19 protein-coding genes are annotated in these 25,716 nt (G+C 51.3%); 4 read left to right on the forward strand and 15 right to left on the reverse strand.

Annotated elements, in window-relative coordinates; translation table 11 throughout:
• Positions 1–70: 70 nt before the first annotated feature.
• The 6 genes from GOV53_RS13510 to GOV53_RS13535 form a co-directional block, all read right to left on the reverse strand.
• The gene (locus GOV53_RS13510) at positions 71–2,599 is read right to left on the reverse strand and encodes a glycoside hydrolase family 9 protein (protein WP_170467427.1); all 2,529 of its coding nucleotides are present in this window, start codon (positions 2,597–2,599) and stop codon (positions 71–73) included.
• A 45-nt stretch (positions 2,600–2,644) separates the two neighbouring features.
• Complete coding sequence (locus GOV53_RS13515; RefSeq protein ID WP_170467429.1) at positions 2,645–3,571, reverse strand: glycosyltransferase family 2 protein; 927 nt, start codon at positions 3,569–3,571, stop codon at positions 2,645–2,647.
• Between the two features lies 1 nt (position 3,572).
• A complete protein-coding gene (locus GOV53_RS13520; RefSeq protein ID WP_170467431.1) occupies positions 3,573–4,541 on the reverse strand; it encodes a glycosyltransferase family 2 protein in 969 nt (322 codons plus the stop codon).
• Positions 4,531–5,502 carry a sulfotransferase family protein gene (locus GOV53_RS13525; protein ID WP_170467433.1) on the reverse strand — a complete coding sequence of 324 codons (972 nt, stop codon included), beginning with the start codon at positions 5,500–5,502 and terminating at the stop codon, positions 4,531–4,533. Before GOV53_RS13525 ends, GOV53_RS13520 begins: the two co-directional genes overlap by 11 nt.
• Before the next feature lie 3 nt (positions 5,503–5,505).
• Positions 5,506–6,387: a sulfotransferase family protein gene (locus GOV53_RS13530; RefSeq protein WP_170467435.1), complete on the reverse strand. Its 882-nt coding sequence runs from the start codon at positions 6,385–6,387 to the stop codon at positions 5,506–5,508.
• Positions 6,388–6,459: 72 nt separating this feature from the next.
• Positions 6,460–7,251 (reverse strand): WecB/TagA/CpsF family glycosyltransferase, encoded by a 792-nt coding sequence (locus tag GOV53_RS13535; RefSeq protein WP_170467437.1) that lies wholly within the window; start codon positions 7,249–7,251, stop codon positions 6,460–6,462.
• Between the two features lie 271 nt (positions 7,252–7,522).
• On the opposite strand from GOV53_RS13535, the gene GOV53_RS13540 reads away from it, so the two are divergent.
• Positions 7,523–9,751, forward strand: a complete 2,229-nt coding sequence (locus GOV53_RS13540) for an exopolysaccharide transport family protein (RefSeq protein WP_170467439.1) — start codon at positions 7,523–7,525, stop codon at positions 9,749–9,751.
• Positions 9,752–9,838: 87 nt separating this feature from the next.
• On the opposite strand, the gene GOV53_RS13545 is transcribed toward GOV53_RS13540, so the two are convergent.
• From GOV53_RS13545 to GOV53_RS13560, 4 genes are all read right to left on the reverse strand, one after another.
• Positions 9,839–10,750: a sulfotransferase domain-containing protein gene (locus GOV53_RS13545; RefSeq protein WP_170467440.1), complete on the reverse strand. Its 912-nt coding sequence runs from the start codon at positions 10,748–10,750 to the stop codon at positions 9,839–9,841.
• Positions 10,751–10,978: 228 nt separating this feature from the next.
• The gene (locus tag GOV53_RS13550) at positions 10,979–12,253 is read right to left on the reverse strand and encodes a polysaccharide biosynthesis/export family protein (protein ID WP_170467442.1); all 1,275 of its coding nucleotides are present in this window, start codon (positions 12,251–12,253) and stop codon (positions 10,979–10,981) included.
• Between the two features lie 70 nt (positions 12,254–12,323).
• Positions 12,324–13,028 carry a sugar transferase gene (locus GOV53_RS13555; RefSeq protein WP_170467444.1) on the reverse strand — a complete coding sequence of 235 codons (705 nt, stop codon included), beginning with the start codon at positions 13,026–13,028 and terminating at the stop codon, positions 12,324–12,326.
• 899 nt (positions 13,029–13,927) lie between these two features.
• Positions 13,928–15,355, reverse strand: a complete 1,428-nt coding sequence (locus GOV53_RS13560; RefSeq protein WP_170467446.1) for an oligosaccharide flippase family protein — start codon at positions 15,353–15,355, stop codon at positions 13,928–13,930.
• Between the two features lie 364 nt (positions 15,356–15,719).
• On the opposite strand from GOV53_RS13560, the gene GOV53_RS13565 reads away from it, so the two are divergent.
• From GOV53_RS13565 to GOV53_RS13575, 3 genes are all read left to right on the forward strand, one after another.
• Positions 15,720–17,006: an O-antigen ligase family protein gene (locus tag GOV53_RS13565; protein ID WP_170467448.1), complete on the forward strand. Its 1,287-nt coding sequence runs from the start codon at positions 15,720–15,722 to the stop codon at positions 17,004–17,006.
• 173 nt (positions 17,007–17,179) lie between these two features.
• Entirely contained in the window at positions 17,180–18,094 is a 915-nt protein-coding gene (locus GOV53_RS13570; RefSeq protein WP_170467450.1) for a sugar phosphate nucleotidyltransferase, read from the forward strand.
• Positions 18,095–18,263: 169 nt separating this feature from the next.
• Positions 18,264–19,412 (forward strand): glycosyltransferase family protein, encoded by a 1,149-nt coding sequence (locus GOV53_RS13575; RefSeq protein ID WP_170467452.1) that lies wholly within the window; start codon positions 18,264–18,266, stop codon positions 19,410–19,412.
• 166 nt (positions 19,413–19,578) lie between these two features.
• Here the strand turns inward: GOV53_RS13575 and GOV53_RS13580 are convergent, their stop codons facing one another.
• The 5 genes from GOV53_RS13580 to GOV53_RS13600 all read right to left on the reverse strand — a co-directional run bounded on the left by GOV53_RS13580 (position 19,579) and on the right by GOV53_RS13600 (position 25,673).
• Complete coding sequence (locus GOV53_RS13580) at positions 19,579–20,928, reverse strand: UDP-glucose dehydrogenase family protein (RefSeq protein ID WP_170467454.1); 1,350 nt, start codon at positions 20,926–20,928, stop codon at positions 19,579–19,581.
• Positions 20,928–22,193, reverse strand: coding sequence for an NAD-dependent epimerase/dehydratase family protein (locus tag GOV53_RS13585; RefSeq protein ID WP_217361249.1), 1,266 nt, complete (start codon positions 22,191–22,193; stop codon positions 20,928–20,930). The genes GOV53_RS13580 and GOV53_RS13585 overlap by 1 nt, the downstream gene beginning before the upstream one ends.
• A 155-nt stretch (positions 22,194–22,348) precedes the next feature.
• On the reverse strand, positions 22,349–23,047 hold the full coding sequence (locus tag GOV53_RS13590) for an SDR family NAD(P)-dependent oxidoreductase (RefSeq protein ID WP_170467456.1): 699 nt from the start codon (positions 23,045–23,047) through the stop codon (positions 22,349–22,351).
• The gene (locus GOV53_RS13595) at positions 23,044–24,396 is read right to left on the reverse strand and encodes a DUF4910 domain-containing protein (RefSeq protein ID WP_367648779.1); all 1,353 of its coding nucleotides are present in this window, start codon (positions 24,394–24,396) and stop codon (positions 23,044–23,046) included. The genes GOV53_RS13590 and GOV53_RS13595 overlap by 4 nt, the downstream gene beginning before the upstream one ends.
• Positions 24,345–25,673 carry a class I SAM-dependent methyltransferase gene (locus GOV53_RS13600; RefSeq protein WP_217361250.1) on the reverse strand — a complete coding sequence of 443 codons (1,329 nt, stop codon included), beginning with the start codon at positions 25,671–25,673 and terminating at the stop codon, positions 24,345–24,347. The genes GOV53_RS13595 and GOV53_RS13600 overlap by 52 nt, the downstream gene beginning before the upstream one ends.
• Positions 25,674–25,716 lie beyond the last annotated feature (43 nt).

Consider the following 25,716-nt stretch of genomic DNA (forward strand, 5'->3'; position numbering starts at 1 on the left):
CTCGACATCATTGTGAAGAGGCAGCGAACCAGAACATTGAAATCCCATGGTTGTCTGGCGGGCCGCTCGGTCAGGCAGGCATTGTTGCAAGCGCACAAGCGACCAACCATTCCATCGCATTCGATTTGATCCCGTGCTCAGCTGCTATTGCGATACTGTGGCTTTCAAAAATCTGCGTGTATATCGGCCAGACTTGTTGATCAGTTGGATAGAAGGCGCCGGCGGTTTTGCGCAATTCCCAATCATACATCTTTCCACCCGCCACACCGAAACTGATCTGACCCGGGATTTTTTCACCGCCCCGCTGATCTGTCAAAAGAGGATCTGAAAATCCCCGATGACCCAGCCCTTGCACAAAACTCACGTTGGCGGGATTGCAACCCAGTCCGAACCACATGCCTTCGATTGCGGCGCTATGTATCTCAGGGGTCGCATCACCCTCTAACGCAAACAACATAGCCATCTGGCCCGCTCGCCAATTCGAGCCCGGACCAAAGCGCAACCAGCCCAGACCCCAGGGATAATCAGCGGTATTGTGCAGCCCGTAGTCACGCCCCATCCGTTGACCCTTCAGCGCGCGATATCTGATCCACTTTTCTATGGCTGCAGCAATGTCAGCGTTCACCTCTCGGCCTTCGCGCCCGGCTCGTACATATTCCAGATAGGCACTCGGGAAGACCTCTTTTTTCAACGAAGGGTCGGGCTTTTCGGCTTGCGGGACGAACGGGTTCTGATCCTCAAAAACCTTGCGCGCCTGCTGATCACCACTGGCCCGGTAGACAACGGCAGCCGAGGCACTTCGAATTTGGCTAACTCGTCCACGTGCAGCCTTAGACAAATGGTCAGTTGGCTGTCGTTCAGCCCACAGCCAAGCACGTGTCGCTTCGGAGACAATGGCACGCCCAAGAACGGTATCTCCGCAGAAGTGAAATACCACATGGCCTAGCTTTGCCGCGCCATAAGCAAATCGATATGCAGCCCATTCCTCGGGGCCATAGGCATAGGTTTTCTGAACTGGATTCCAGGATACCGAGCCCAGAATCCCACTTACGGAATACTCGACACCCCCGATAATGCTGCCGTCTTCGCGTTGGGTTCGACGCCAAAGCGATGCGCCCCACAGTGCTTCATGAATGAGATCAGGTAGAACGGTTTCGCCGTCACCCATATCGGCATCGTTTTTGCGCGAAACGACATCCGCATGCGAAAAGGGCTTGCCGCTTTCCGGCAGGTTAAGATCCAGATTCTGGCAATGACGAAAAGTCTCAACAATATCGGCCATATGAAAGACAGCATCCATATGCTGGACACGTCGATCCCAATCCCCAGCATCATGCCAGCCGCCCCAGGCATCAGGGTTGGGTTCCATAGAGGAGCGCTCAGGGGCGGTGTCCGAACCACCCAGAGCGTTCACATTTTCTGACAGTGCTTTTGGTGCCCTTGCCTCTCCATAGCCGTCCCTCATGAAACCAAGCTTCAGGTCCGTTTGCCAAACTGTCAGCCCATCTTCCGGGTGCCCATTGCGCGGTCGGGTTCGACCCTCACCAAAGGGGGCGGTGATTTCACACCCGGATCTCTGGTGAAAATACCATCGGGCCGCCAGTCGAAGGGCTTCTTCATAGGGCGCTGACGACACAATGAAGGGGAAAGATCGCCCTAATCCCGTCACTTGGATCTGGAATTCACCCTCTAGGTCAAGATCCGAGAAGTCGATCTCGTAGATATCACAACCGTTAAAGTTCAAGCCATCCCGATGCGGCTCCGATACGGGCTTTGCCAAGGCCAGACGGCCGGATCGAACCACGGTATAGTCCTGCGTAGAAACGAGGTTCCACTCTGTTTCGTGTGTCAGCAGTTTGTCGGTACTCCCGGACCCGCCTGCCGTGTCCTGCCCAAACCAACTGCCGACATAAGCTTTTTTGGGGCCGATCAACGGGTAGCCTGCCTGGCATACATGAACGGATTCACTGCGCAGATCAGAGTTCTTAACAAACTCTTTCTCTGCAAAGGATGGGCCCTTTATGCGAACGACCGCACCTGAAGGAATGACTTGGTCCAGTTCAAAAGTTACCAAATGCCGCTTTGTGCTTTCCCATTGACGAACCGCCACAGCAAGAGTGCGAATAGGCGAAGATTTTCGCCAGAGACCGGCAATCCCGACGGGTTCTCCATCAATTTCGATGTTCCAGTTTTCTGGCTGGTCAGCAGCTGCTCGTGAGTGACTTTCAGGGCGGCCAACGTGGAAGCCTGCCAATTGACTTTTCTTCACAACCTGAGGCCAAGCCGTGAACATTTGCGGCGCAGTGGCATGTACATCGCCCGAAAAATAGCCCGCCGTTCCATTCAATTTGCCGACTGCGCCAAATGCGTTTGTCGGATCCGGTGACCAGCGAACCCGATCCGCCTGCGTCACTTCGATCGGGGTCGACTTGTCGAATAACGTGTCGACTACTGTCAATTGCAACCCGTTGTTTCCTAAGAAACTGATATCCACTTTGAAATCAGAAGCCGCCGCAATACTGGGCAAGATCGCAGTTACAATCGGCGCAGCAACCAAAGATGTACCCAGCAACAAAAATGCCCGTCGTGAATATGGCATATGCCCCATTCTCCCTGCGCGTACGAGACAGCCGTCGGCCTTGGCCTACGCCCTTCGATCCAAGCTGCGCACAAACCTGTAGATCAGTTTCGGACGAAACAGACTATCAGGATACATAAACACCCCACAGACACCTTCCAATAGTGCCATGGGTTTTCGCCCATACTGGTATTGGTTTCGCACCCCCGACCAGAAAATATCAATTTTACGGGCGCGCAGAAAAAGTGGCAGTCGCGAACCAAAAAACTTCCGCATTTCCGGGTTGGCAGATATCTTTTCAAGGCAGGGAACCCGGCGAGCGAATGCGGGATCGCGGGTTCTGAAATTCGCCCCGCTTGCCACTTGGCGATAATAAAGAAGCGGCGACCCCTCAACGACACAGAACTTACCGATCAAGGCGACCCGGCACCAAAATTCCCAATCCTCGCCATGTACCAGATCTTCGTCGTAACCGCCGGATTGACGAACTGCATCGGCTTTTAGCGCCAGCGCTCCTCCGTTAACAATATAATTCTTCCGCAGTAGCGCCCCCAATTGGTTCTCGCTAGGCACCAGCAGACGGTTGTCAGCGCCGTTTATTTCTTCACCTTTGGAGTTAATTCGTTGTACGCCAGCCACGGCACCGGCTGCACCAGACTCCGCGAGAGCATTCGCGTAAAATTGCAAGGCTTTGGCGTGCAACAAATCGTCCGCGTCCAAAAACAGGATGTATTTGCCCTGCGCCAAACTCAAACCCAGATTGCGCGCCGCACTGACACCTTTGGCTGGTCCATTCACGGGCACAAAACGGGCATCACAATCGGCGAAACGATCCAGGATTTCTCGGGTGCCGTCAATCGAGCCGTCATCTACACAAAGAACTTCAAAATCCTGCATCGTCTGATGGCACACGCTTTGTAGCGTTTCCTCGACATACCGCTCCATATTCCGAGCTGGAATGATGATCGAAAACTCAGGCCCGGGCTTGCTCATCTCAGCCCCCTCTTGCTCGGTCCAAGCGGACGGCAGCCGTATTGTATTCGTCGAAACGAATCTGCAAAAAGGCCGCCAACATCCCGGCCCCACGATACATTTCGAGCGCTCCTTTACAGCATCTTGCTTTTGACCCGAAACCAAGGAAAACACACATCACGAGCCCCCAGCCAATTGCCGCAAAACCTTTTACCACACGTATCGGGATTCCCTTGCGACGGATTTGAGCTATACGCGCCAGTGTATGCCCCATGCGAAACCAACGACGCCTGAGCCAATGCATCGTCGCCCGGTGAGCTGGGATATGGTCCCAGACCAAAGCCTGCGCAGCAGCACGGATGGTCCCGCCCGATTCGATCCGAAGTCGCGAAAAAAACTCCTCATCCTCTCCGCCAGTGGTGTTAAAGCGGGCGTCGAACCTAATGGTCTGTTTTCTAATGATGGCAGCATCCGCCATTGAATTGTTGGTGGCAGCTGATGGAAGTTCAGCCCCCTGCTCGTAGGGACCCATTCGGAACAGGTTCAGTTGTTCGACCCAAGCGGGCGGAGCCTCGTCGTAACGCGGCTCTACAGCTCCCTGAACCGCAACTGTGTTGGGTAAAATCATGATTCCCAATAACTCTGCCAACCAGTTTTCAGAGGCGGTTTCATCATCATCCAAAAACGCGAAATAGTCTGCATCCCGCGGGGCCTCAGCCAGTGTTCGGTTGCGCGCCGACACGATTCCACGCTCATGTTCCAATACGTAGATCACTGGCCAACGTGACAAACTTTGAATGTCGCCCAGAACCGAACGGGCCATGGCATCTGGGGCATTGTCTGCGATTACCAACGTGACGCGCACGTCCCGTTCACCCAACTGCTGATTGTTCAAACTTTCAATCAAAGCCCGCAACCCCTCAGGGCGCAGATAGGTCGCAATGCAAATCGCAACGTGTAGTTCCGCCTGAGATCGTTCTTCAGCGCTCATAACTGGCCAACTCTAACGCGTGCCCCGCGATTCTATCGAACCGCGTTTTTTTTCCATCGGACCAAGACGCCCAGCGCTTGACTGGATTGAAATCCGCAGATTTGGTTTCTGGCTGCCAACGATTATCGTCAGAGGCCGTGGATCGGGATGACCCTCGGACCGGTAGCTTTTCGATTTCGTCCCAGGGAAACGCAGCCGCATTCAAACCGATATGATTCAGAAGTTTCTCGACGTATTTATTCGTATCAGCAAGGATATCTTCGTAACGAACAACTATCATATCCTCATTGTAGTTCGGTCCACCTTCCGCATAGGTCATGATGGCCTCGGTCCCCAAGCGCCATTCATCTGCCAATTGGCGGAAGTTTTTGCTCGTAAGTGAAAACCGAGAAAATGTCTTGAGCGAAGAGTCAACGACATCACGCCCGTCCCGAATGCACAGGATGATCTTTGCATCGGGAAAGATGTACCGCGCCAGTGACAGGTCATGAACGTGGGGGCATTTCAGCAATATGTGCTTACCATCAACCTGCGCTTGCAACTCTCTGAACCAGCTGCCAGCAAGCATGGCCAGCACGTCATACTGTCCCAAGACTTCTTCGTTTCTTGGGAAGTATCGCAAGAAATCCCGAGTAAAAGCCGCAGCATCCCCAGCCGCGTGCAATAGAGGGAACTCATATAAACGACCCGGATCAGCCCCAACATCGGGGTGCATTGCGATGAGGTCGCGCAAGAAATTGGTGCCTGATCGCGGCATCACACCAAGCACCAAAACCGGGGTCTCGATGCTGCCACGCGCTTTTCGAGCTAATGCGGCAAGCTTCTCCCCTTTCTCTGGAGAGATAACCGGCAGAAAATCCTCGCTATCCAGAAAGCGGGCGCCAAGCAAACGCCGGGTCATCCGCACCACTTGGTTCAAGCGCATATCCCCAGCCATGTTCAAAGTGTTTGATACGCCCATAATTCACTCATTTGCTGCAGAATTGACAAAACTCATATCGCGCCAGGTCGGCCAGGGTAGAACCGCACGCCCAGTAAGTTGCGCCACATACTCAACGTCCGATCGGAAATGCTCGACCAGCATCTCCCGCATTTCTGGCGTCGGAGGTGCTACCTTCGTCTTCAAGTGTTGCTTGTTCATCGAAAGAGCCTGCTTGAGCCCAGGCGCTTTTTTGAGGTTTTTCACCAGATCCTGCATCCCCAGCGAGCGCATCGCATCCCCTCCGTAGCGCAGCGTTTTTTGAACCGCTGGGTAAAGGTAAGTGACGTTTTCGTGATGCCGTTCTGTGAGTGAGGCCGGGTGTCGTTTGGGTTCAACACCCAAATGACCACACACTTGCTCATAAATTGCATTTGGATTCGACGCGATGTCCTCGGAAAACAAAACCAGCAGAGCATCGCGATCGAAATTCGCCAGCCAGGTCTCTAGATCAGCCTTGTATTGGCTTTGTAGTGAATATGCCGGATTTCGTTTCCATGCGGCTTCGAATGTTGTTTCTGGTGGGATATGGCCTTTGCGGATTTCATGCATATGGTTCGAAAATGCCCGTTCGATTGGGTCTCGCAATATGCATATAAGCTTCAGATCCGGGCTATACTGGGCTGCGCGTTCAGCGGCGTCACGACTAAAGAAATAAGTAGGCGAGCACTCACCCTTGATCGCATTTTCAGCAATGTCACGGAAATTGCTCTCGTACCATGTGTACCCACGGTCATAATTCGCCGTGAAAAAATTAAGCTCCTTGGGCTCGCTGGTCGCAATCAGTGGATGCTCTGAGAGAACATGATGCAACCAAGTGGTTGCAGCTTTCTGCGCGCCAATTCCTATGAATTCCACTTTCGACACATGAATTCCCTTCTGAACAACTCAACCCACTAACAAGACAAAGGAAAAAAAGCCCCGAGCCTTTTCAACAATTCACTTAAACTTCAAAATATCTTTCTTAAGAACCACGCTGATCGTATGTGGGTACCTGCGAAAATGCCTCTTTCGAATGTGACGGGGGCCAGTCGCGGTACGGTGAAGCCATTCCAGTCCGATTTTTTGCATCCAAACAGGCGCGCGCGCATAGTCTCCGACCACATAATGAAAGCAACCGCCGCATGTCACGATCCAAGCGCAATGCTCCAGACGAGGCTTAATTTCGAGTGAAAAGAGTTGCTCTTTTGGCTTACCCAACCCGACCCAAAGAACATCGGCCTTACTGTCGTTGATGTCCGAAACAACCGCGTCAATTTCAGACTCGTCAAAATAGCCGTTCCTCCGACCTGCTATGGTCAAGCCGGGATGAAGCTCAATCAGCTTTTCAGCGCAGGAACGGTTGATCTCTTCCGTGCCACCCAACAGATAGTAACTGATATCATGCTTAACAGCAGGACCGGCTGCTGTGTGGATGAAATCTGTTGTCGCCGTGCGCTCTGGTATTGGCTTCGAACCTCGCGCAAATTTGGAAGCCCAGACAACGATCTGACCATCTGCGTGCACTATGTCCGCAGAATTAATTGCCTTGGCAAATTGCGGGTCATTTTCGTACAGCGAGATACCGTATGCGTTAGCATCGAAAACCGTCAATGCGCGTTGAGCCTCACCGCTTCGCCGGCGTTTTACATCTTCGACCATCGCTGAGCTAAGTTCGGTATCGCTGACAAGCGCAACTGGCATCCCACTTACAATCACATGTGGCAAGCGCATCTTCAGAACTCGCTCCATCGTTACTCACTCTCAAAACAAATAGTACAAACACTTCTAACTTGAGAAAGACTATCAAAAACCGCATTTTTTTTGAAACTAAAATTGGCCTCTGATCCCGTATTGATCCTGGATGCGCTGACAAGGTCAGCAATCAAAGCCGGCACTTTTCGATTTCGGCTTCAATATTAGCGATTCCGATACATTGTTTTTGGTAAGTACAGTTTTTTCTGTTGCCGTCGCCCCTAAGCCTTTATTGTCCAGTTGTCGTTGTTTGAGATTGTTTATTGTTATGACTGATCAGTACCGAAAAGTTTTGGACGCAGAGCTTTCCGGTTTAGGCGTTGCTCCGGCAGGAGACCCTGAACTGCGAGTGATTTCGAACATTGCTTGGGCGATCAGACGCTCAATCGGCTGGATATTTCTGGCAGCCTTTGCAGTCGCGTTTGCCGCCTATGTTCTGACCTACACTTCCGATACCAAATACACCTCGAGTGCGAAGGTGATGATCGACACCCGCGTCCAAACCGAGACGCAGTTCACGACGCAAGTGTCCGGACTTCCATTGTCATTGACCTCTTTGGAGAGTGAGCTTGAACTGCTGCGCTCTACCGACATCATCGAAAGCGTTGTTGATCGTCTGCAATTGCAAGACGATCCCGAGTTTTCAGGCGCGGAAGGTGGGTTTTCCCTAAACCCAATCTCGTGGGCCCGCAGCTTGAAGGATGTGATTGTGAACGCAATCGGCGGAAGCAATGGTCCGGCAGGCGATCTTGAACCCGAGGAACTGTACGAAATTCAACGCGCGGCAACTGTTGAAAAACTTCTTGAATCCAGGCAGATAGAGCAGATCGGGGAAATATCAGCGGTTTACAGGATTAGCGTCACTTCAAAGTCCCCGCAAAAAGCAGCAAGTATCGCAAACTACCTAGCCTCTGAATACTTGACTGTTCTTACGCGAATGAAGCGCGATGACCTTGACCAGGCACAGCAATGGTTGTCGACACGGATTAACCAGATTCGCGAGGATCTTAATGTCCTAAGCTCCGAACTGGAGTCGCATTCGATCGAGACACCCTTCTCGCCTGAGGAATATGCCACGATCAAAGCGCAACGCATCAAATCAGAGAAGCGGGCGCAGTTGGTTGACGCAGAGATCGTCGAGCAGGACGGGCGCCTCAATACCATTCAAAACCTGATCAACGACGGAAAAACACAGGAAGCCATTTTTTATGCTTCCGAAGTCGGTGTGATATTCCCCTCTGAATCAATGGACACACCGGAGGAACAGGCCGAAGTGCTGGGCACCGGAGTCAAGGCTCTGGAAACCAAACTAGAGGTTCTCAACGGCCAGAAGGTAACCCTCGAAAAGAGCATTGAAACCTTCAAAGAACAGCAGGTGCGTCAGGTTCAGCACGATTCGGTCACGAAAAGGATAGAAAATGAAATCCTTGTCGTTGAGACAATCTACAGGGACTTTGTTGCCCAACTTGGTCGCAGAGCCGAGCAAAGGAATTACCTTGATGCGGGAGCGCATATTATTGAACGGGCTCGCGTGTCCGTTGACCCATCTGCCCCCAAGAGGTCGTCCGTCGCTCTAACGGCCATGTTTGCGGTTATTTTCTTGGGCCTCGGTTTCACCGTGGTTCGCGAATTGCTGCAAAAGCGCCTGAGAACCACGTTTGAATTGGAGAATACAACGGGTGTAAAGCTTTCGGCGATCATTCCGGAGGTCAAAAACGAACCGCCGTTCGAAACATTCTTTATGAACAACGGAAAGCTTGACCCGACGTTGATGCACTACGGCCGAAAACTTTTGGCCAGCAGCGCCATCGGCCTGCGAACAATGCGACGCGATGACGAAACTGCTACACCACAGTCGGCCGATTTGTTTGCCAAAAACTCGGACAACAAGCATAGAAAGCGGGTCGCCGAAGAAGGATGTACTATCTTCTCTGGTGCAGCGGCTTTGCCAGATGAGGGAAATACCTCAACTCTTCTTCTGATCGGATCGGTGTGTGCGCAAGCAGGATATCGAACGCTAATCATCGATTGTGATACATTAACGTCCACTTATCGCGACCTGTCTCAGATGACAGCAGAGTCTCTGAAACTTGCGACAACTCATCCTCTTTCACTGGAAAACTATATCGTTGGAACACCTCAGGATGGCCTTGACATCCTTCCCTTGATCGGCACCCAAGAGAACGAAGGTCAAATAAAGTCCATGGAGGACTTTCTGTGTTCTACCGCTTTTGTTAGCCTACTCCGTTCACTTTCCGGAACCTACAATACCATCCTTCTGGATACGCCGCCGCTGTTGAGCGCCGTGGAATCAGGCTACCTATCGCAACTCTCTGATCGGGTGATCCTGTTTGCTCGATGGAACTCCACGCGGCGAAAGTCCATCCTTCAAGCCATGCGTGAACTTGAGAACGCCGGTGTACGACCCTCTGCCTTAGTCGCTACACGCGTAGACATGAAACGCGTCAAGCTCTACGGGGATCCAATTCTTGGGTAATCGCATTTAATGGTATTGCTGGGCGAGCAATTCACTAAAGTTGTTTGATATGGTGAGCGCAAAATCTGGTGCTAACCAATCAGCACCCTAATTTGCGAATTGTTGCCTGATCTCAGAATGCCACCTTCGGCGCCAGTTCTCATTGATGCGCTCGAAGCCTTCCAGCCGTTGCAAAGCAGCATCCCGCAGCATTTCACGAGTTTCATCGGGCATAAACATCTTCTTACCCTTAAAAACCCTAGGCGGTGCGTCGACTGCCGCGATCCGCTTCACAGCACCCTTCGCCGGATCAATGAAGCTGACAATGCGGTTAAGTACTTCCGCCGGGTCCGCGCTCAGGCTTTCCAAGTAATCTATAATCACATTGTCGGGACCATAGGCGTTCTGCCACCTTTCAACCAGATCGACATAGCGCCGGCAAATATTCATCTGATACTCGACTTTTTCCCGGTAAAATGCGACCTCATCATCGATTCTGACAGCACGAGTTGACATTCGACAATGCGACCACAATTGCTCGAAGGGGTTTCGCAGGAGGATCACTATTTTCAAGTTCGGTAAATGGTTTTTGAGGTTCTGAACCTCGTCGTCGTCAAGCATATGGTAACAAGGCGAGATGTCACCGCTTATTCGGTTGTTGGGAAAAAGGTTAAGATACCAGTCCAGGTCCCGATGAGCTGTAGCAAAACTGACAGCCCAGTTTAAGCGCTTTAGATCCTCTCTCCCTGTCGCAACTTGTCTGGCTATCTGAGCGACTGCGCGGCGCTCTTGACGGGCCGCCCAGTGTTTCGAGAACAGAAAATTCCTGAGACCCCCATCGTAGCCAATTTTATTGTGCGCGAAAAATTTGATTTCTTTTACAGGTGACACGTAAAACTCGGTACGTTCCTTAAATAGAACCTGAAGGGTCGATGTGCCGCATTTTGGCATCCCGATGCACAGAAAATCGGGTCCGCGCCGAGACCTAATCGTCGCACTCATGTTTGTTTCATAACCCATTTCAGACGCCTACTGCCGTATGACGCCGCATACCCGTCAGGTTTATCCGAACGTCATTCCAACAATTCGGGGCACCGGGTTGCTGAACTCTCGGGCCATAATACGCAGGAGGAATTGTACACAATTGCATAAACTTAACTCATCAACTTTGAACTCATAAAATTTTGGATTTGATGATCTACTAACTCATGTTCTAAGGGGCATTACTTGACCAGTATCTCGCTGCGCTCACTCTGTAAGTGGTGCATTTTCGGTGATTTCCTGAACAGAAATCTCCAAACTGTCACCCGGTCGCAATTGCGTCAATTTATCCGCGACAAGTTGCTGAAGTTGGCTATTTTCGGTTCGAAAAATTGTGACCGTATAGTCGATATCGGTTATGAGACTTTCCGTTCCAATCTCATTGGACGCACCTGCCAAGTATTTCGAAATTGTGTCCAATTGATGCTTGGCGTCGCGTACAGATAGGCTTGCAACCCGGCGCTCTTGCAGCAATCTCAACGTTCGTTCCTGTTCGAACTGTTCCTCATCGCGGATTAGCCGGGTCAAAATGAGACTGGTTCCCGCCAGATCTTCTTCAACTTCCAGCAAGCGCGTCGCGGACAACACTGTTGTACGACGCGTATCCGCGAGCCGGGATCCGGGTGCTAATCCTTTGTCGACCAAACTGACCACTCGAGCCTCTTCTTCTTCGTCAGCGTCCAACGCCTTCGCCAGTTCAGTTATTTGCTCTTCCAGAATTCTGACTCTCTCGGCTGCCTGCTGTCTAGCGTCTTCAAAAAACTCGCGTTCACCGGCCTCGTTTTCCTGGTTAATACTGCGGATCCTGATTTGCTCAGCGATCAATTCGGCTAGAACACTAGGCGATACTGTGACAGACTCGGGTGCTGGCGGTTCAAGATCCATGTCCTGTGCGAGCTCGCTCGAGCTGCGCCAAGATTGGACAAGCGCTTGCGCATGTTGAAGGGCAGCCTGACCGTACGCAGTCTGCCAGCGTAGCAACTGGATGGGGTCGATTGTCACATCATCGGCGAGCAACATGCTGCGAACCCCACCGGCCAAGGCGACGGCCTCGCGCACGGTTATTGCTGGTCGGTAGTCTATTTCGCCGGTTCGCGCGACGTCACCACCGATTATGATGGGCCGGTATCCATTGCGAGCAATTTCAATCTCATCACCAGCGAGTTGGATTATGTAGATGTCGCCGTTAAGGTCGTACTGTTTGACGATTTTACCTGCGGCATCTTGCTGGACGAGCAGTTCCAGTCTCTCCAGAGAAAGCCCTTGGGCACGAAATTGCCCCAGCCATTTCAGGTTTACATCGCCATGAGCGTCTATTGTGGCATTAAAGGACAGGTCATCCAGCCCAGTTAGCGAAACACTGACTTGATCTCCTGGTTCAAGGTCAAAGTCCGCCGTCGCCGCTGTGGCTAGCATAAGGTAGGGCAAACCAAGTGCGCATACCGTGAATAGCTTCGACAAGTACCGGATCGGTTCAAGCATCCCAAACCACCTTTGCTACTTTATCTTCTCACCCATTAAACCAAACCAAGCTCAGTCTGGGGCTTCGAATTCACTGTCCTGTTCCGTTGCACACCACACCAATGGTCCGAAACAAAATCTTAAGGTCGAACCAGAAGCCGACTTTTCGCACATATTCACTGTCGAAGATTGCGCGATGAGCAAACTCGACATCGTTACGTGCGGACACCTGCCATGGGCCGGTAATTCCTGGCTTCATCAGAGTGTAATCCCCGCCTGGATACAACTTCTGCTGCTCCGGCATCATCGGCCGCGGGCCAACAAGGCTCATGTCGCCGATCAAGACATTCCAAAGTTGAGGTAGCTCATCCAAAGACGTCGCTCTAATAAAACGGCCAAAATTTGTAATACGGGGATCGTTGTCCAGCTTCTGTTTTGTTTCCCATTCAGCGACAGCAGATTTATTTTCAGCCAAATGTTGCCGCATAATTTCATCCGCGTCTACGACCATTGAGCGGAATTTCAGGAAATCAAATTCGTTTCCACCGATACCAATTCGTTTCTGGCGGTAGATTGCAGGACCGCCATCAAGCTTAACCAAAAATCCAATGGCAAGCATGAGCGGCAAAATAAAGGGAGCACCGACCAATACCAGCGCAAGATCAAGCAGGCGCTTGCCTTTCAACGCGTAGAAGCCCTTTAGCCTTTGGCTGACATCACTCTTTACGCTAGATGTCTGATTTTTATTGTAAATTCTAGGTTCTTCAAATCTAAACGAACCGGGAATATCACTCATATTAACCCCCTAACACGTAGGACAGCGACGTCCCCACACTAATAACTCGCGAACGGCCAAATAACGCTTTGACCTAAAATGAGGCCAGAACGCTGCTGCCTAACTATTTTCTACTCAATAGACTTGGAATCGGAACCGCCTTAGACAGCCACCCACCCATGGTTATTACTCCGATTCGCACAAAAAACCGTACCGGAATTGCCCTAGCGAAGAGCATCGCACTAAAGGCAACTTGAAACAACTTTTTTGTTGCTGAAGCTGAGCGCGCGAATACGCAATCGCACAAAAATTGTTCACGGGTCCAGCATGCCCTTCCCTGCGTTGCTATCTCTTAAAGCAGCAGGGAAGAGGCGACAATTAAATGTGAATTCACCACCAAGTCGGCAAGCTCCGGCAATTTTGACTAACTGCCGGATTTCAAAGGGAGCTTACCTGCAAGTTTCAAGCGCAGCTTGCTTTCCCACAAGATTTTGAGTCCCATTATCAGAAGAGGAGTGCACATCCCGATCAAAAAACCAAAAAGCAAGGCTGAACTGACCCCAATGCCGTTGAGGGTAAACGCCACAAAACACAATGTGGCGACCAAGGGTCCGGACAATAAGTAAACAATGACCATGTTCAGTGTTTGCTCTCAGTGTTTGTCATTTAGCCGGTACTTATCGATGCTCAGTTCAATTTGTGGTCTTTTTAAGGCAATCCCAGTGTTGTTGCTGTCGCGACGCCTCTTTGGTCGAACGCAGCAAGGCGACACGCACTAGCTTGCCATCGATCGATAACATAGTATTGACGCGCCCTGACTGCGACAGGTCTGACGAAGAAACCAAATCTGCTCGGCAAAAATATGCCAGAATTGCAACACCCAGTCTGCTTTAGGGTGTCCACCTGTCGCTGGGATTGAGCTACTCGGACGAAGGAAATCCACCGATCAGCAAGCGCCGCTTTAGCTTTCGCACGACAGCCAATGCGGCGGTCTGGCCGACACACAATAATGCAACGAACATTATCGTCAGGCCAAGGGCCAAGATCGCAAATTGCTGCATCAAGCCCGTCGATGCGTTCGCCCACAACCCTAAGGGCGCAAATGCAACTAAGCCCGCAAGAGCTTTGCCAAATTCTGCCAACGGGATGCTGATACGGTCAATCCGACGCCCGTATTGAAAATAGACCAGAAAGCTCAGTATTGCACTCACAAGGAATGCATATGCCGCTCCTTTCGCGCCCAGCCAATATATGAACAGATACGATATCGCCGCATGACCAAGCAGCGTTGTCACCGAGATAATCAGTTGCAGGACCGTCTTCTTTGATCGTGTAAACGCGAAACTAAGGTAGGCACCCTGTAATCCAAACACAAATGATGAGATCGTCAGGATACGAATGTATCCGGCGGTCTGGTCTGCAAAAGAGGGCTCGAACAGAAGATTGGCAAAAACGTCCGCCGAAAATATCAACACGGCCAGGATCGGCATTGATATCAGCATCAAAAACGAGAAATACCGGTAGAGAACCGCATCTGACGAGGCTTTCCCCTGAACTTCTTGGGCCTCGAAGACCGACGGGCCAACCACACGTGACAGCGTTCCCATTGGCAGGCGAAGTGTCCGTGCCGCAAGGGATTGTGCAGCGGCGAAGTATCCAACCGACTCCATCCCCGCCAAAATCGCCAAAATCGACTGAGAAAACATCGCAAAGAATGTCGCGCTGGAGGACACAATGGCCAAAGGGAAGCCGAATGAGAGGTATGTTTTCAATTCAGCCAATTTGGGAACAACGATGCCTGAACGCCGAAACGCGATGAGCAATGCGTAACCTCCGGTCACAGCAGCCCCAATCGACATTCCAATCACAGCGCTTTCGTAGCCCCCTCCGTTCAGGATAAAGCCAACCGCGAGCGCGACCCCTATTGCGTGTCGCAACAAAGTCACCGCAGCATATTTTGGACCTTCGTGATACTGGCGCAGGCAAGCTGCTCCAAGCTCGTGCATCCCGTGGCTGATACAAAAAATCGCTGCGAATTTAAGGTTTTCGACCCATTCTCCGGGCAAGACCAGCGTTAACAGGCTGGACAAAACCAAAAGAAAAAATGCCAGCGCAACCGATGCCCCCATAACGGTAGCAATTGTCCTACCCTCAAACTCCTTGGCGTGATGAAACCGGGCGATCGCAATAACCAGCCACAAAAACGAAAAGGAAAACAGGATCGTTCCGACCAAAAGTGTTAAGTTATATCGTCCAAACTCTGCCGGGCCCAGAACTTTCGTCATAACCATCAAAATGGCTATCGCAAAAACCGCAGACAGAACTCGAGGGACAAAAAACCACGTCATTTCAGAACGCCTTACAAGAAATAATCTTTAACCATAACCAGCTACAATCGCCCATTTCCGAGCAACTGTGAGAATTGAATCGGCACAAATCGTTGGACCGGTAATCTTGAACGACAAACGCCGACTGTTCGTCGCAAAGCCCTATGCGTGATCTGAGTATATAACATCTTAATTTTTAATCTTACATTTGGGATTAACTGGTCACTACCGTCTCGGAGAGCGATGTCTAAGCCTGCGGCCGTGCTGCGAAACGGTGCTTGTAGACAAGCGTCTGCCATCTTTGTACGCTTTTGTGGCTTCAGCAGCGCTCTTCTGCTGAGTGATCCTTTTTTGTGCACGCCCCTTTCGTCAACCAGTTTTTGCCATGACGCCTGTTACCCGCAGTTTCCCGTATCAATCTCACGCAGGATCATCGTTTAACCACCTTGTGCTCGCTTTCTGCCTGTGTCTTCTGGTGGTGATTGGCACGCACTTTCTGGCAATCGTGTTCTGGCAGAAAGGCATCGCGAACAAGATCGGAGTTCTACTGCTAGTTCCTGTTCTTACGATCACACTATTGTATTTTCGGCACCTGATCCGCGGTGCGGTTTCATCCCCCGAAATCACACTGCTAGTTATTTTTGCATTTTTTTCAGTGTTTTGGAGTGACTTCCCCAGACATTCTTTCGAGCGCGCGGTTCCATTGGTCGTAACAACCGCGCTTGGACTAATGCTGGCCAGCGTTATGTCCTTACGGGGCTTGCTTTTGTTTTTGGCGACGTTCTACGGCATCGTGATTTTGTTGGCTATGGCGGCCATCATAGCCTTGCCACAAGCACGAGGCATTCCACCGTGGGGGAATACATGGAACGGAATTTTCCTGCATAAGAACGGCCTGGGAACTGCGGGGATGTTCGCGTTGCTAAGTTGTTCCTATGCATCTGGACAATTCACTGGCAAACTAAAAACTGTCTTTGTTGCGGCGGCAATTTTGGGACTATTCCTATTGATTGCCTCAGAATCACGGTCATCTCAGATTATCGCCCTGTTCGCTGTGACCGCGCTGTATGTTAGCAAGATTATGCCTAGGATGGAGACAATTTGGGCAATAGGATACATACTGTTCTCAATGATCTTTGTAGGCATGGTCGCATTTGTACTAGCCTCGACACTCGCGGAGCCTCTGTTTTCACTGATCGGACGAAAGCCCACGTTGTCCGCCCGGATTCCAATTTGGGAATTGGTCTGGCCCAATATTATGGATCGGTTCTGGATCGGTTACGGATATGCCGCCCACTGGTATGAAAACGCTTCGCACCTGAGTGTGTATTCGAGCAAGGCCAATTTGGGCTTCCTACCCCACTATTCCCACAATGGGTTGCTTGAAACATTTCTTAATGTGGGTTTTGTGGGAGTTTCTCTTTTGCTTCTAGGGTTGTTTCGCTTTTTCTTCTCGATGTTTTATGCGTTACGCTTCGTCCCGCACCGTGAACCCATAGTCTTTGTTTTCATTTTGGGGATGGTGTTCATCTTCTCAAACATCACTGAGAGCATGGTGATGGAAAGGATGAGCGCCAGCTGGATATTCTTCGTTGCATACACCACAAAGATGAACCTTGTCGCGAAAGCGCTAAGGGCCACGGCGCGGGCGAACTATGTCGCCACGCATTAGTTTCGGTTTATGTGCGCGGACCAAAACCTGTGATTTCCTGCAACCGTTTCTTTAACGACAACCATTTCAGCAATATTTGGATCCAAGCAAGATTGACAGCTACGGCTGAGTGGTATGGAATTTAGGCGTTATCTATTCAAGCCTTAACGAGTTCTATTCCGTGGGAGACCCACATGAAAACAGCTATTTTTGCAGGCGGCAAGGGCTCGCGCTTAATCGAAGAAACCCGCGTTCGTCCCAAACCACTGGTTGAGATCGCGAACCGCCCGATTTTGTGGCACATCATGCAGCACTACTCGACCTATGGTCATCACGATTTCGTACTGGCCCTGGGGTACATGGGCGATCTGATCAAACAGTACATATCGGATCTTTGTCAGCATGACGGAAATCTGCGCGTCGATTTCGCCAAGCGCGAGCTGTTTGGCGAACCAGAGTATCGGAATTCGGCCATAGACACCCAGATGCCGCCCTGGACTGTCGATCTTATTGACACAGGCACCGAAACGATGACCGGGGGTCGGCTGGCACGTTTGCAACCGTATCTTGGCAATGACACGTTCATGTTGACATACGGCGATGGGGTTTCGAATGTTGATCTGGACGCGTTATTGGCTTTCCACAAATCTCATGGCAAACTGGCAACTATAACCATGGTCCGGCCGCTAACGACCTTCGGCCACCTTCAGGTGCGCGAAGATGGGCTTGTGGAAGGTTTCATGGAAAAACCAGAAGTAGCGACTGACTGGATCAATGGCGGCTTCTTCGTGCTCGAACCCGAAGTTTTCGACGCGGTAGCAAGCGTCAATGGCGACGAAATCATGTGGGAGGAGGGGCCTCTTCCTAAATTGATGGAGCTGGGCGAATTGATGGCCTATCGCCATTCCGGTTTTTGGTACTGCATGGACCATCTAGCAGACAAAAGACGGTTAGAAGAAATGTGGAAGAGCGGGAACCGTCCGTGGGCGACTTGGGAAGAAAAAAATGGCTCCCGGCACGATGTGTCGGGGCAGAATGGAGACAGACACCGGCTAGGTATTGGTCGTGGCGCGCATCCCGGTGATTGGGTGCGATATAAATCACTTTAGTGCCGCCTGCCCTAGGGCTGCACGATGCTTCAAGTGGGTTCACCTTTGCCAGACAACCATTGCTTCCTGCGGTACAGTCTGGACGTTCACACGTCATTGAGCGACTTTTCAGACAGGTGAGAGATTTGTTAATTTTGTGTTTAGTAGGAGTATTAGGTTGACGAGTTCTATGAATTTCAAACAAGCCCGACGAGATGTCTTGATTTTCTCTCAACGCAAGTTGAACACAGGAATTTCACGCTGCTCTGGGTACGAATTCGAAGATGTGGTCGCCCAGGTCGAGGGCGCGGATATCTTTATGCCAGCCCGCGCCCAACAAACGCGCGTTCAGGTTAATCCCAAAAGATGGCTGTCTAAACATACGGGTCTTTTCAAATATTGGACATCTGGCGTGCCGAAGAAACGGCTTGAAAAAGACTATGATGTCTTTGTTTGCAATGTTCAAAAACCAATTGAGCTGCTTGCCTTGGATGCCATCCCGAATTGGCGCGAAAGAACGGGTGTAGCAATCTGCGTTCTCGAAGAGGTCTGGGCTGCTGACGTCGCGCTTTATTCCCCTTTGATTAAATCCTTGTCCGAATTTGATCTGATAACCTGCGCGTTTGCCGAAACTTGCGAACTACTTCACCGCTTGACGGGTAAGCCCGTTATCCAAATGCCTGCAGCTGTAGACATGGTGCGATTTGCACCGGCTGCGTCACGTGTTGAAAGGCCTGTTGACGTCTATTCAATGGGTAGGCGGCGCCCAGAGCTGCATGAGAAGCTGGTAAAAGCAATGAAAGCCCGTGGCGGCTTCTACCTGTACGACACGGCGACTAAACCTCCGGTCACCGAGCGGCAATCTGCGCACCGCGAACTACTGGCCAGTATCATCCAACACAGTAAACTTTTCGTAGTGGACATCGCAAAATTTGGCCACAAGGACCAATGCTCAGGGCATCTCGCATGGGGCCCCCGACAAATCGAAGGAATGGCGGGCGGTGCAGTTCAGGTTGGATACGCCCCAGAAACACCTGACTACTATCAGTACTTTGATTGGCCCGAAGCAGTGTTCCGTTTGCCTGAAGACTCGGACGAGGCCTTGGAAAGCCTTCTGGCGTTGCTGGACAACCCAGCTGAACAACACCGTAGGCGGAAAATAAACTTCGCCAATTCGCTGCAAAGGCACGACTGGGTGCACCGCTGGGCTAGTGTATTGGAGTATTTGGATCTGCCGGAAACCGTGGCCATGATAGATCGCCACAGTCGCCTGAATGACATGTCCCGACAGCTAGGTATAAGCCAGTCAGAACAGCCCGACCTCGAAACGATTTCCTAAAACGACTTCAAGCCAAGCAGTTTCGGGCGTTTATTCACGATCCAAACTGTGGACTACTTTGCGTTCTAGGCAATAAGTACGGCCATATTCCCTTGGGAACCCTCTTGCGCTCTCGACTCTCTCTGGATCGGTTGTCCGGCCAAGTCGCCTTCAGCCGTTTGGGCGATCAGCGTACCAAACCCTGCAGCCCAATTCCTTCGTAATTCGCGACACTGTCTTTCGGGATCATCCGACGTCCGTCGATGACCAGCGGTTGTGGGACAAACGTTTTGACCAATTCGGGCAATTTTGAAAACTCGGGCCATCGGGTCACTATCATCACCGCGTCCGCACCTTCGATCGCCCGGCTCAGTTCGTCCTCATAAGCAATTGACTCGCTAAAATGAGCTTCAGCTTCGTGGCGCGCAACCGGATCATAGGCGACGACCTCAGCCTGTTCGGTCAGTAACTTGTGGACAATGGTCAAAGCTGGGCTTTCTCGGATATCATCAGTTCCCGGTTTAAAAGCCAGGCCCAAGACAGCAATCCGCTTGCCACGAAGGTCAGGGAAATGAGATTTCAATCGGTCCAGCATCTGGCCAGGTTGTTTATTATTGGTCTGTATTACTGCATTCAGCAAAGGCATCGGAGATCCGGCGTTTTCTCCATACGCAATCAGCGCCTTTACATCTTTGGGGAAACAGCTGCCACCAAAACCGCAACCGGCCGCCAGATAAGTAATGAAGCCGGGCCAGATGCGCTCCGCGTTCTCCGGGAGGATAGGAGTAAACCGTTTGTCCAGATGCATACCCTCCATCGCCTCGACTACATCAACTCCCACATTGGCGCAGAGATTTCCGATCTCGTTCGAGAATGAGATCAAAGTCGCCAACAAAGAGTTCGCGGTGTATTTTATCATTTCCGCGGTAGCAGGGTTTGTCCTTACGATATCAACATTAGGAAAAACGGAGTAAAGCTCGTCCATCACGGCGATCGCACGGTCATCACCTCCGCCGATAACGATGCGGTCAGGATGCATAAAGTCCGTGATGGCTTCGCCCTCTTTGAGAAACTCTGGGTTCATGCCAATACCGAAATCTTGGCCCGCTCTTTTGCCCGAAGCCTCCTCCAGAATTGGCGTGACAACCGTGTCAGTTGTTCCCGGAACTACTGTGCTTTTTACCACTACGACGTGATAGGCATCCTTGTCCTTGATTACCTCACCAATCTGTCGCGACACGTCGCGGATATACCTCAGGTCGATTTCGTTGCCATCGAACGGCGTGCCAACAGCAATCAGCGAAATGTCCGAATTCAAAACCGCATCGCGCAGATCTGTCGTTCCGTGCAGCGTTTGGCCTACAGTCTGGCACAAGAGATCTGCCAACCCGTCTTCGTGAATAGGTGGAGTGCAGGCGTTGATCTGATCTATTTTCTGCTGAACCGTATCGACACAGACCACGTCGTGACCCTTCATTGCCAGACAAGCGCCCGAGACCAACCCAACATATCCCGTTCCTATGACTGATACACGCATCACATATCCTCTGCGTCTCGGTTGCCGCTGTACCAAATCATTGCCCGACGCAGCCCCTCGTCCATTCCGATCTCTGGGTCGTAGCCAATATCGGACCGGGCTTTAGCGATGACCGGGCAGCGACGATTGGGATTGTCGACAAGGTAGTCTTTGTCTTCCGAGACTTGAAAAACCGCTTTGCCCTGATAGCCGAATTCATCGCGGGCAATTGCAATAACACGCTCGGCCAAATTAGCCATAGAGATTTCGGGGTCTTCAATACCAATGTTGTAGGCTTCGCCCGGCTTTCCGTTCAACAGAATCTTGTAATAACCGCAGACGGCATCCGCGACATAGCAAAATGTCCGAGTGGGCGCGCCATCGCTGAACATCACGATATCGCGTTCAGCAAAGATATCGCGGGCAAAATCCGGCAGCACTCGGCGGTCCGAAATTTTCAGGCCTGGGCCGTAGTTATTGAACGGGCGCGCTATCGTGATCGGCAGATCGTGTTGTTGGGCGAACACTACGCAAAGCGTTTCGCCGTATCGCTTGGACTCGTCATAGCAAGCCCTCGGGCCAGTGCACGACACATTTCCCCGGTAAGTTTCCGGAGTTGGAATGCTTTCGGGGGTTGGGTCACCGTAGATTTCGGATGTTGAAAAAAAAAGAAAACCTTTGATCGGTTTTTCTTTTGAATGCTGCGCTAAAGCGTAGTCCAACATATACCGCAATCCACCAACATTGGCGTCCATCGTCTTCAGCGCGTGTTGGCGGTAATAGATTGGCGAAGCGATCGAGGCCGCGTGGATGATGTAATCGAAATCGGCCATGTTGTCCGGCAACGGTTCCGTAATGTCATGGGTGACCAGCGTGAGGTTGTCATCATCCTGTATGGACTTCAGCCAATCCGGTACACCGCGCATGTAATTGTCAAACACAGTTATCTTGATCGGTGCTTGACCCGAAACGTTGTTCCAATGGACCACGGATTGCACCAAATAATACCCCAAAAAGCCAGCCCCTCCGATAATCAAAAGGCTTCGGCCTGACATGGTTTCAAATTCTGGTCCAAGCTTGGAAGCGATATATTCCAAATCGGTGGAGACAACTTCTTGAGCGGTTTTCACGAGGCTTCTCTCTACAAACTCAATGACTGGTAATACGGCACTTTGAAACTCGCGATGAACACAACGCTGCCTACTGAAGGCAAGCTCTTTCTGGTTCGAAGTCTTGAAACCAAACGGAGACCTGGGTTGGTGTCGACTGTATTCAAATTGATTCACCGAAGAAAAAGTTTCATTTTGATCTTAGCATGCACCGCTGTGGATGAGCCAAAGATCGTTTAGTGAATTTAACTTGCAAACCCGCCAAGCCAAACGGATTGTTTGCTGCAACTATCCAAATTCCATTGCTGCAACTTGGGTTTTTACCTGGAAGGCTAGAACTTTTTAGCCGGGCGCACATGAATGTCGGTCACTTCCGCTGTGTTTGCCGACGACAAAGATTGAAGCACAATCTGCGATATATCATCCGGTTGCAGCAGAAGGTCTGGATTATAAGCTCGGTTCTCTTCTGCGAAAATACCTTGCTGCATGGCACTTGCCGTTCGCCCAGGAAAGACGCTTAAGACACGGACGCCGACCGGGTTCAACTCATCACGCAAGGAGTCGGCAAAGGCTTTGAGCGCGTATTTGCTGGCTGAATAGGCGCCAGTGCCACCTCGGGCGTTGTTCCAAATCGATGAGTTCAAAAAAACTACCGATCCTTGTCGGGCTGATAGCGCGCGCGATAACGCCTTCGTTAGAACCCAAGGCGCGCGCATATTTATTCTCCACATTCGGTCAAAATCCGTGATCGGCGCGCGCGCAACGGTGCCCATGGCAAAGTCGCCAGCGGCGTGAACAAGTATATCAAGCTCATCGATAGAGGATGCAATTTGGTTGGCAGCAGCTTCCATCGCCCTGTCATCGGAGAGGTCAACTTTATGCCAGGTAAGTCGATCACTCTGTTTCGTTTTACGCGACAATGCATGAACTTCGGCACCTTCGGCCACCAAAGCCTCGGAAATTGCGCCGCCGATTCCACCGCTTGCCCCTGTAACCAAGGCAACTTGCGACTCAAATCGAGCCAACCTCATGACGCGACTACCAACAAACCATGTTGCCGTAAAATTTCAGCCGCATCCGCCACACGATCAAACCCAAGTTGAGATCGCTCCGCGATATCCAAAAGACTGTGATCTCCGTCCGAGTAGTTCAGTACCCAAAGCAACGCCATCTGCTGTTCCTTGGAATCCGATCTGCCGCCAATTGCGTCATACAACCCGCGTCGTCCCAGCATCGGTTCCCCTTTCGGGTTGAGGTTCATGAACTTTTTGTCACGCTCAAGGATATCGATTACCTTCTCCAACCGGGTCAACGAGTCTTCCAACGCCTCCGGTCTGACGAATTCGGGATTGTCCGCCGAGGTATGATACTCTTGGAAACTGGCATATGGCGTTCGGGAAAAACAGCCCATCGGCATGTCAAAGCCCGGCGAACAAAACTGCCTTTCGTCATAACCATAGGGCTCGAATTCCAGCATTTTGTGATCCGGTTGATCCTGAATCACCAATCTGACTGCCCGGTTGATTTCTGTGTCATCTCGGCGGCTTTTCTTGTAATGAATCGCCCCCGGATCGCCGAGGTTTGCCAGCACTAGGCCATGCTTGACCCGGTCAACGGTTGCAGTGTTGCGCGCGAGCCAAGTGATCGAGCCAATTGTGGCGGGGATAAACAGAACACGGATTGTGTGCTGCGGCTGCGGCCCTTCCAATAGTCGACGTGCAAGTTCAGTCGCAACCACAATCGAAGATAGGTTGTCATTAGCCAAAGAGGGATGGCAAATGTGGGCCGACAGCAGAATTTCATCCGTCGTTTGCCCTGGTATTATACACTCAGCGTAGGTGAGAGATCCGTCCTCAAGCGTCGCGTCCACGACGACCTCATATTCCCCTTCCTGCATGGCCTCAAGGTCACGGTGCGGCAGGCAAAAACCCCAGTTGTCCGCGTAGTACCCGGTTCTATACGGAATCCATTCGGGATTCGAAGGATCCGAATGCAGGTGTGGCTTAAGTTCCGACAGTGACATGCGGGTGTGCACAGGACGACTATAGCTTACGATATGCAGATTGTGCTTTTGGAAATCGATCACTCTGTTCCCGGAGGCATCAGCAACCCAAGCGTCGCGAATGGTCCATTCCTTTGGGACATGCCAATCCAGAACGGGCTCGCCTGAAGGGACCTCGGTGACGGAAAGTGGAATATGCTCGCCTATCAGCGAAATCGTTTCGCGTACACCTGGGCCCGTGATTGAACGGCATATTGGATATAGGCGAACGAGTTGAGAATGAAGCAACTCCCCGACTGGAGTATCCGTGCGCTCCGCCATCATCACTACTCTAAGACCCTTACTTCGGGCAATGGAACAACAAATCTTCCGCCCCATTCGACTATGCCCTTCATCGAGTCCATGATCTCTTCTTTGATGTTCCACGGAAGGATCAGCACATAATCGGGCCGAGTCTCGAAAATCTTATCAGGCGCGTGGATCGGAATACGTGTTCCTGGCAGCAACTTGCCCATTTTGGCAGTGCTCACATCTACGGTGTACTCAAGAAGATCCGTCTTGACGCCACAAAAGTTCAATAGGGTGTTTCCCTTGGCCGGGGCTCCGTACCCGACGACGGTTTTTCCAGCTTCCTGTGCGTCCATCAGGAACCTCAACAGATCCCGCTTTGATTTGTGAACGTGTTTCGCGTAGTCCCGGTATCGATTGAGCGACGTTAATCCCTCAGCCACTTCGCGAACTTCAAGTTCGGCCACGGATGGCAACACCGGATGATGGGTATCCACGTCCTCCGTACGGCAGGCGAACACTCTCAACGACCCACCTTGTGGCGCGATCTCTTGCACCTCGAAGACCTTGAGCTTGTGGCGTTCAAAAATCTCCCGAACTGCAATCAATGAGAGGTAGGAATAATGCTCGTGATAGATCGTGTCGTAATAGTTCTTTTCGATCAGATTCAGCAGATGCGGGAACTCCATCGTAAGCACCCCGCCCTCTGCCAGGGCGGGATGGAAGCCGCTCACAAAATCGTCAATGTCCGGGACATGGGCCAGTACATTTGCACCGTGAAGAAGTTTAGCCTGCAGGCCTTCGCTTTGCAGCCACTTACCAGTTTCACGGCCGAAAAAGCGAATTTCCGTTGGCAAACCGTTTTCGCGCGCGACCTTTGCGACTCCTGCTGATGGCTCGATCCCCAGCGTAGGTACGCCATTTGCGTGAAAATACTGAAGCAGATAGCCGTCGTTGCTTGCGATCTCGACAACCCGGTGTTCCGGGCCGATCCCAAATCGTTCGGTCATCTCGGCGACATAGCCCTTTGCGTGACTCAGAATCGTCGACGAGAAGGACGAGAAATAAGCATAATCCTCATTGAATATGGTTTCGCGCTGTTCGACAGCTGGCAACTGGACCAGCCAACAGTGTGGGCAAACATATGCATGAAGCGAATAAAATGGCTCTGGCTCGAGAATTCTGGACGGATCTACGTACGAATTCGCTAGGGGCGTAGCGCCCAGATCGACAAATGTTTCGGCTAAACCTTTGCCGCAACCTCGGCACGAAAGCTTGCCGTTCTTTGGAAAAACCTGATCAGGCATAACAACATTCAAAACAATGAACAAACACGAAATTGGTAGCATGGATGGAACGTCACCCAAAGCCATTTTTCCTGACCAGTTAGACTCTCAGGTAGTCAATCAA

This window comes from Ruegeria arenilitoris (genome assembly GCF_013035315.1).
Lineage (GTDB): Bacteria > Pseudomonadota > Alphaproteobacteria > Rhodobacterales > Rhodobacteraceae > Ruegeria > Ruegeria arenilitoris_D.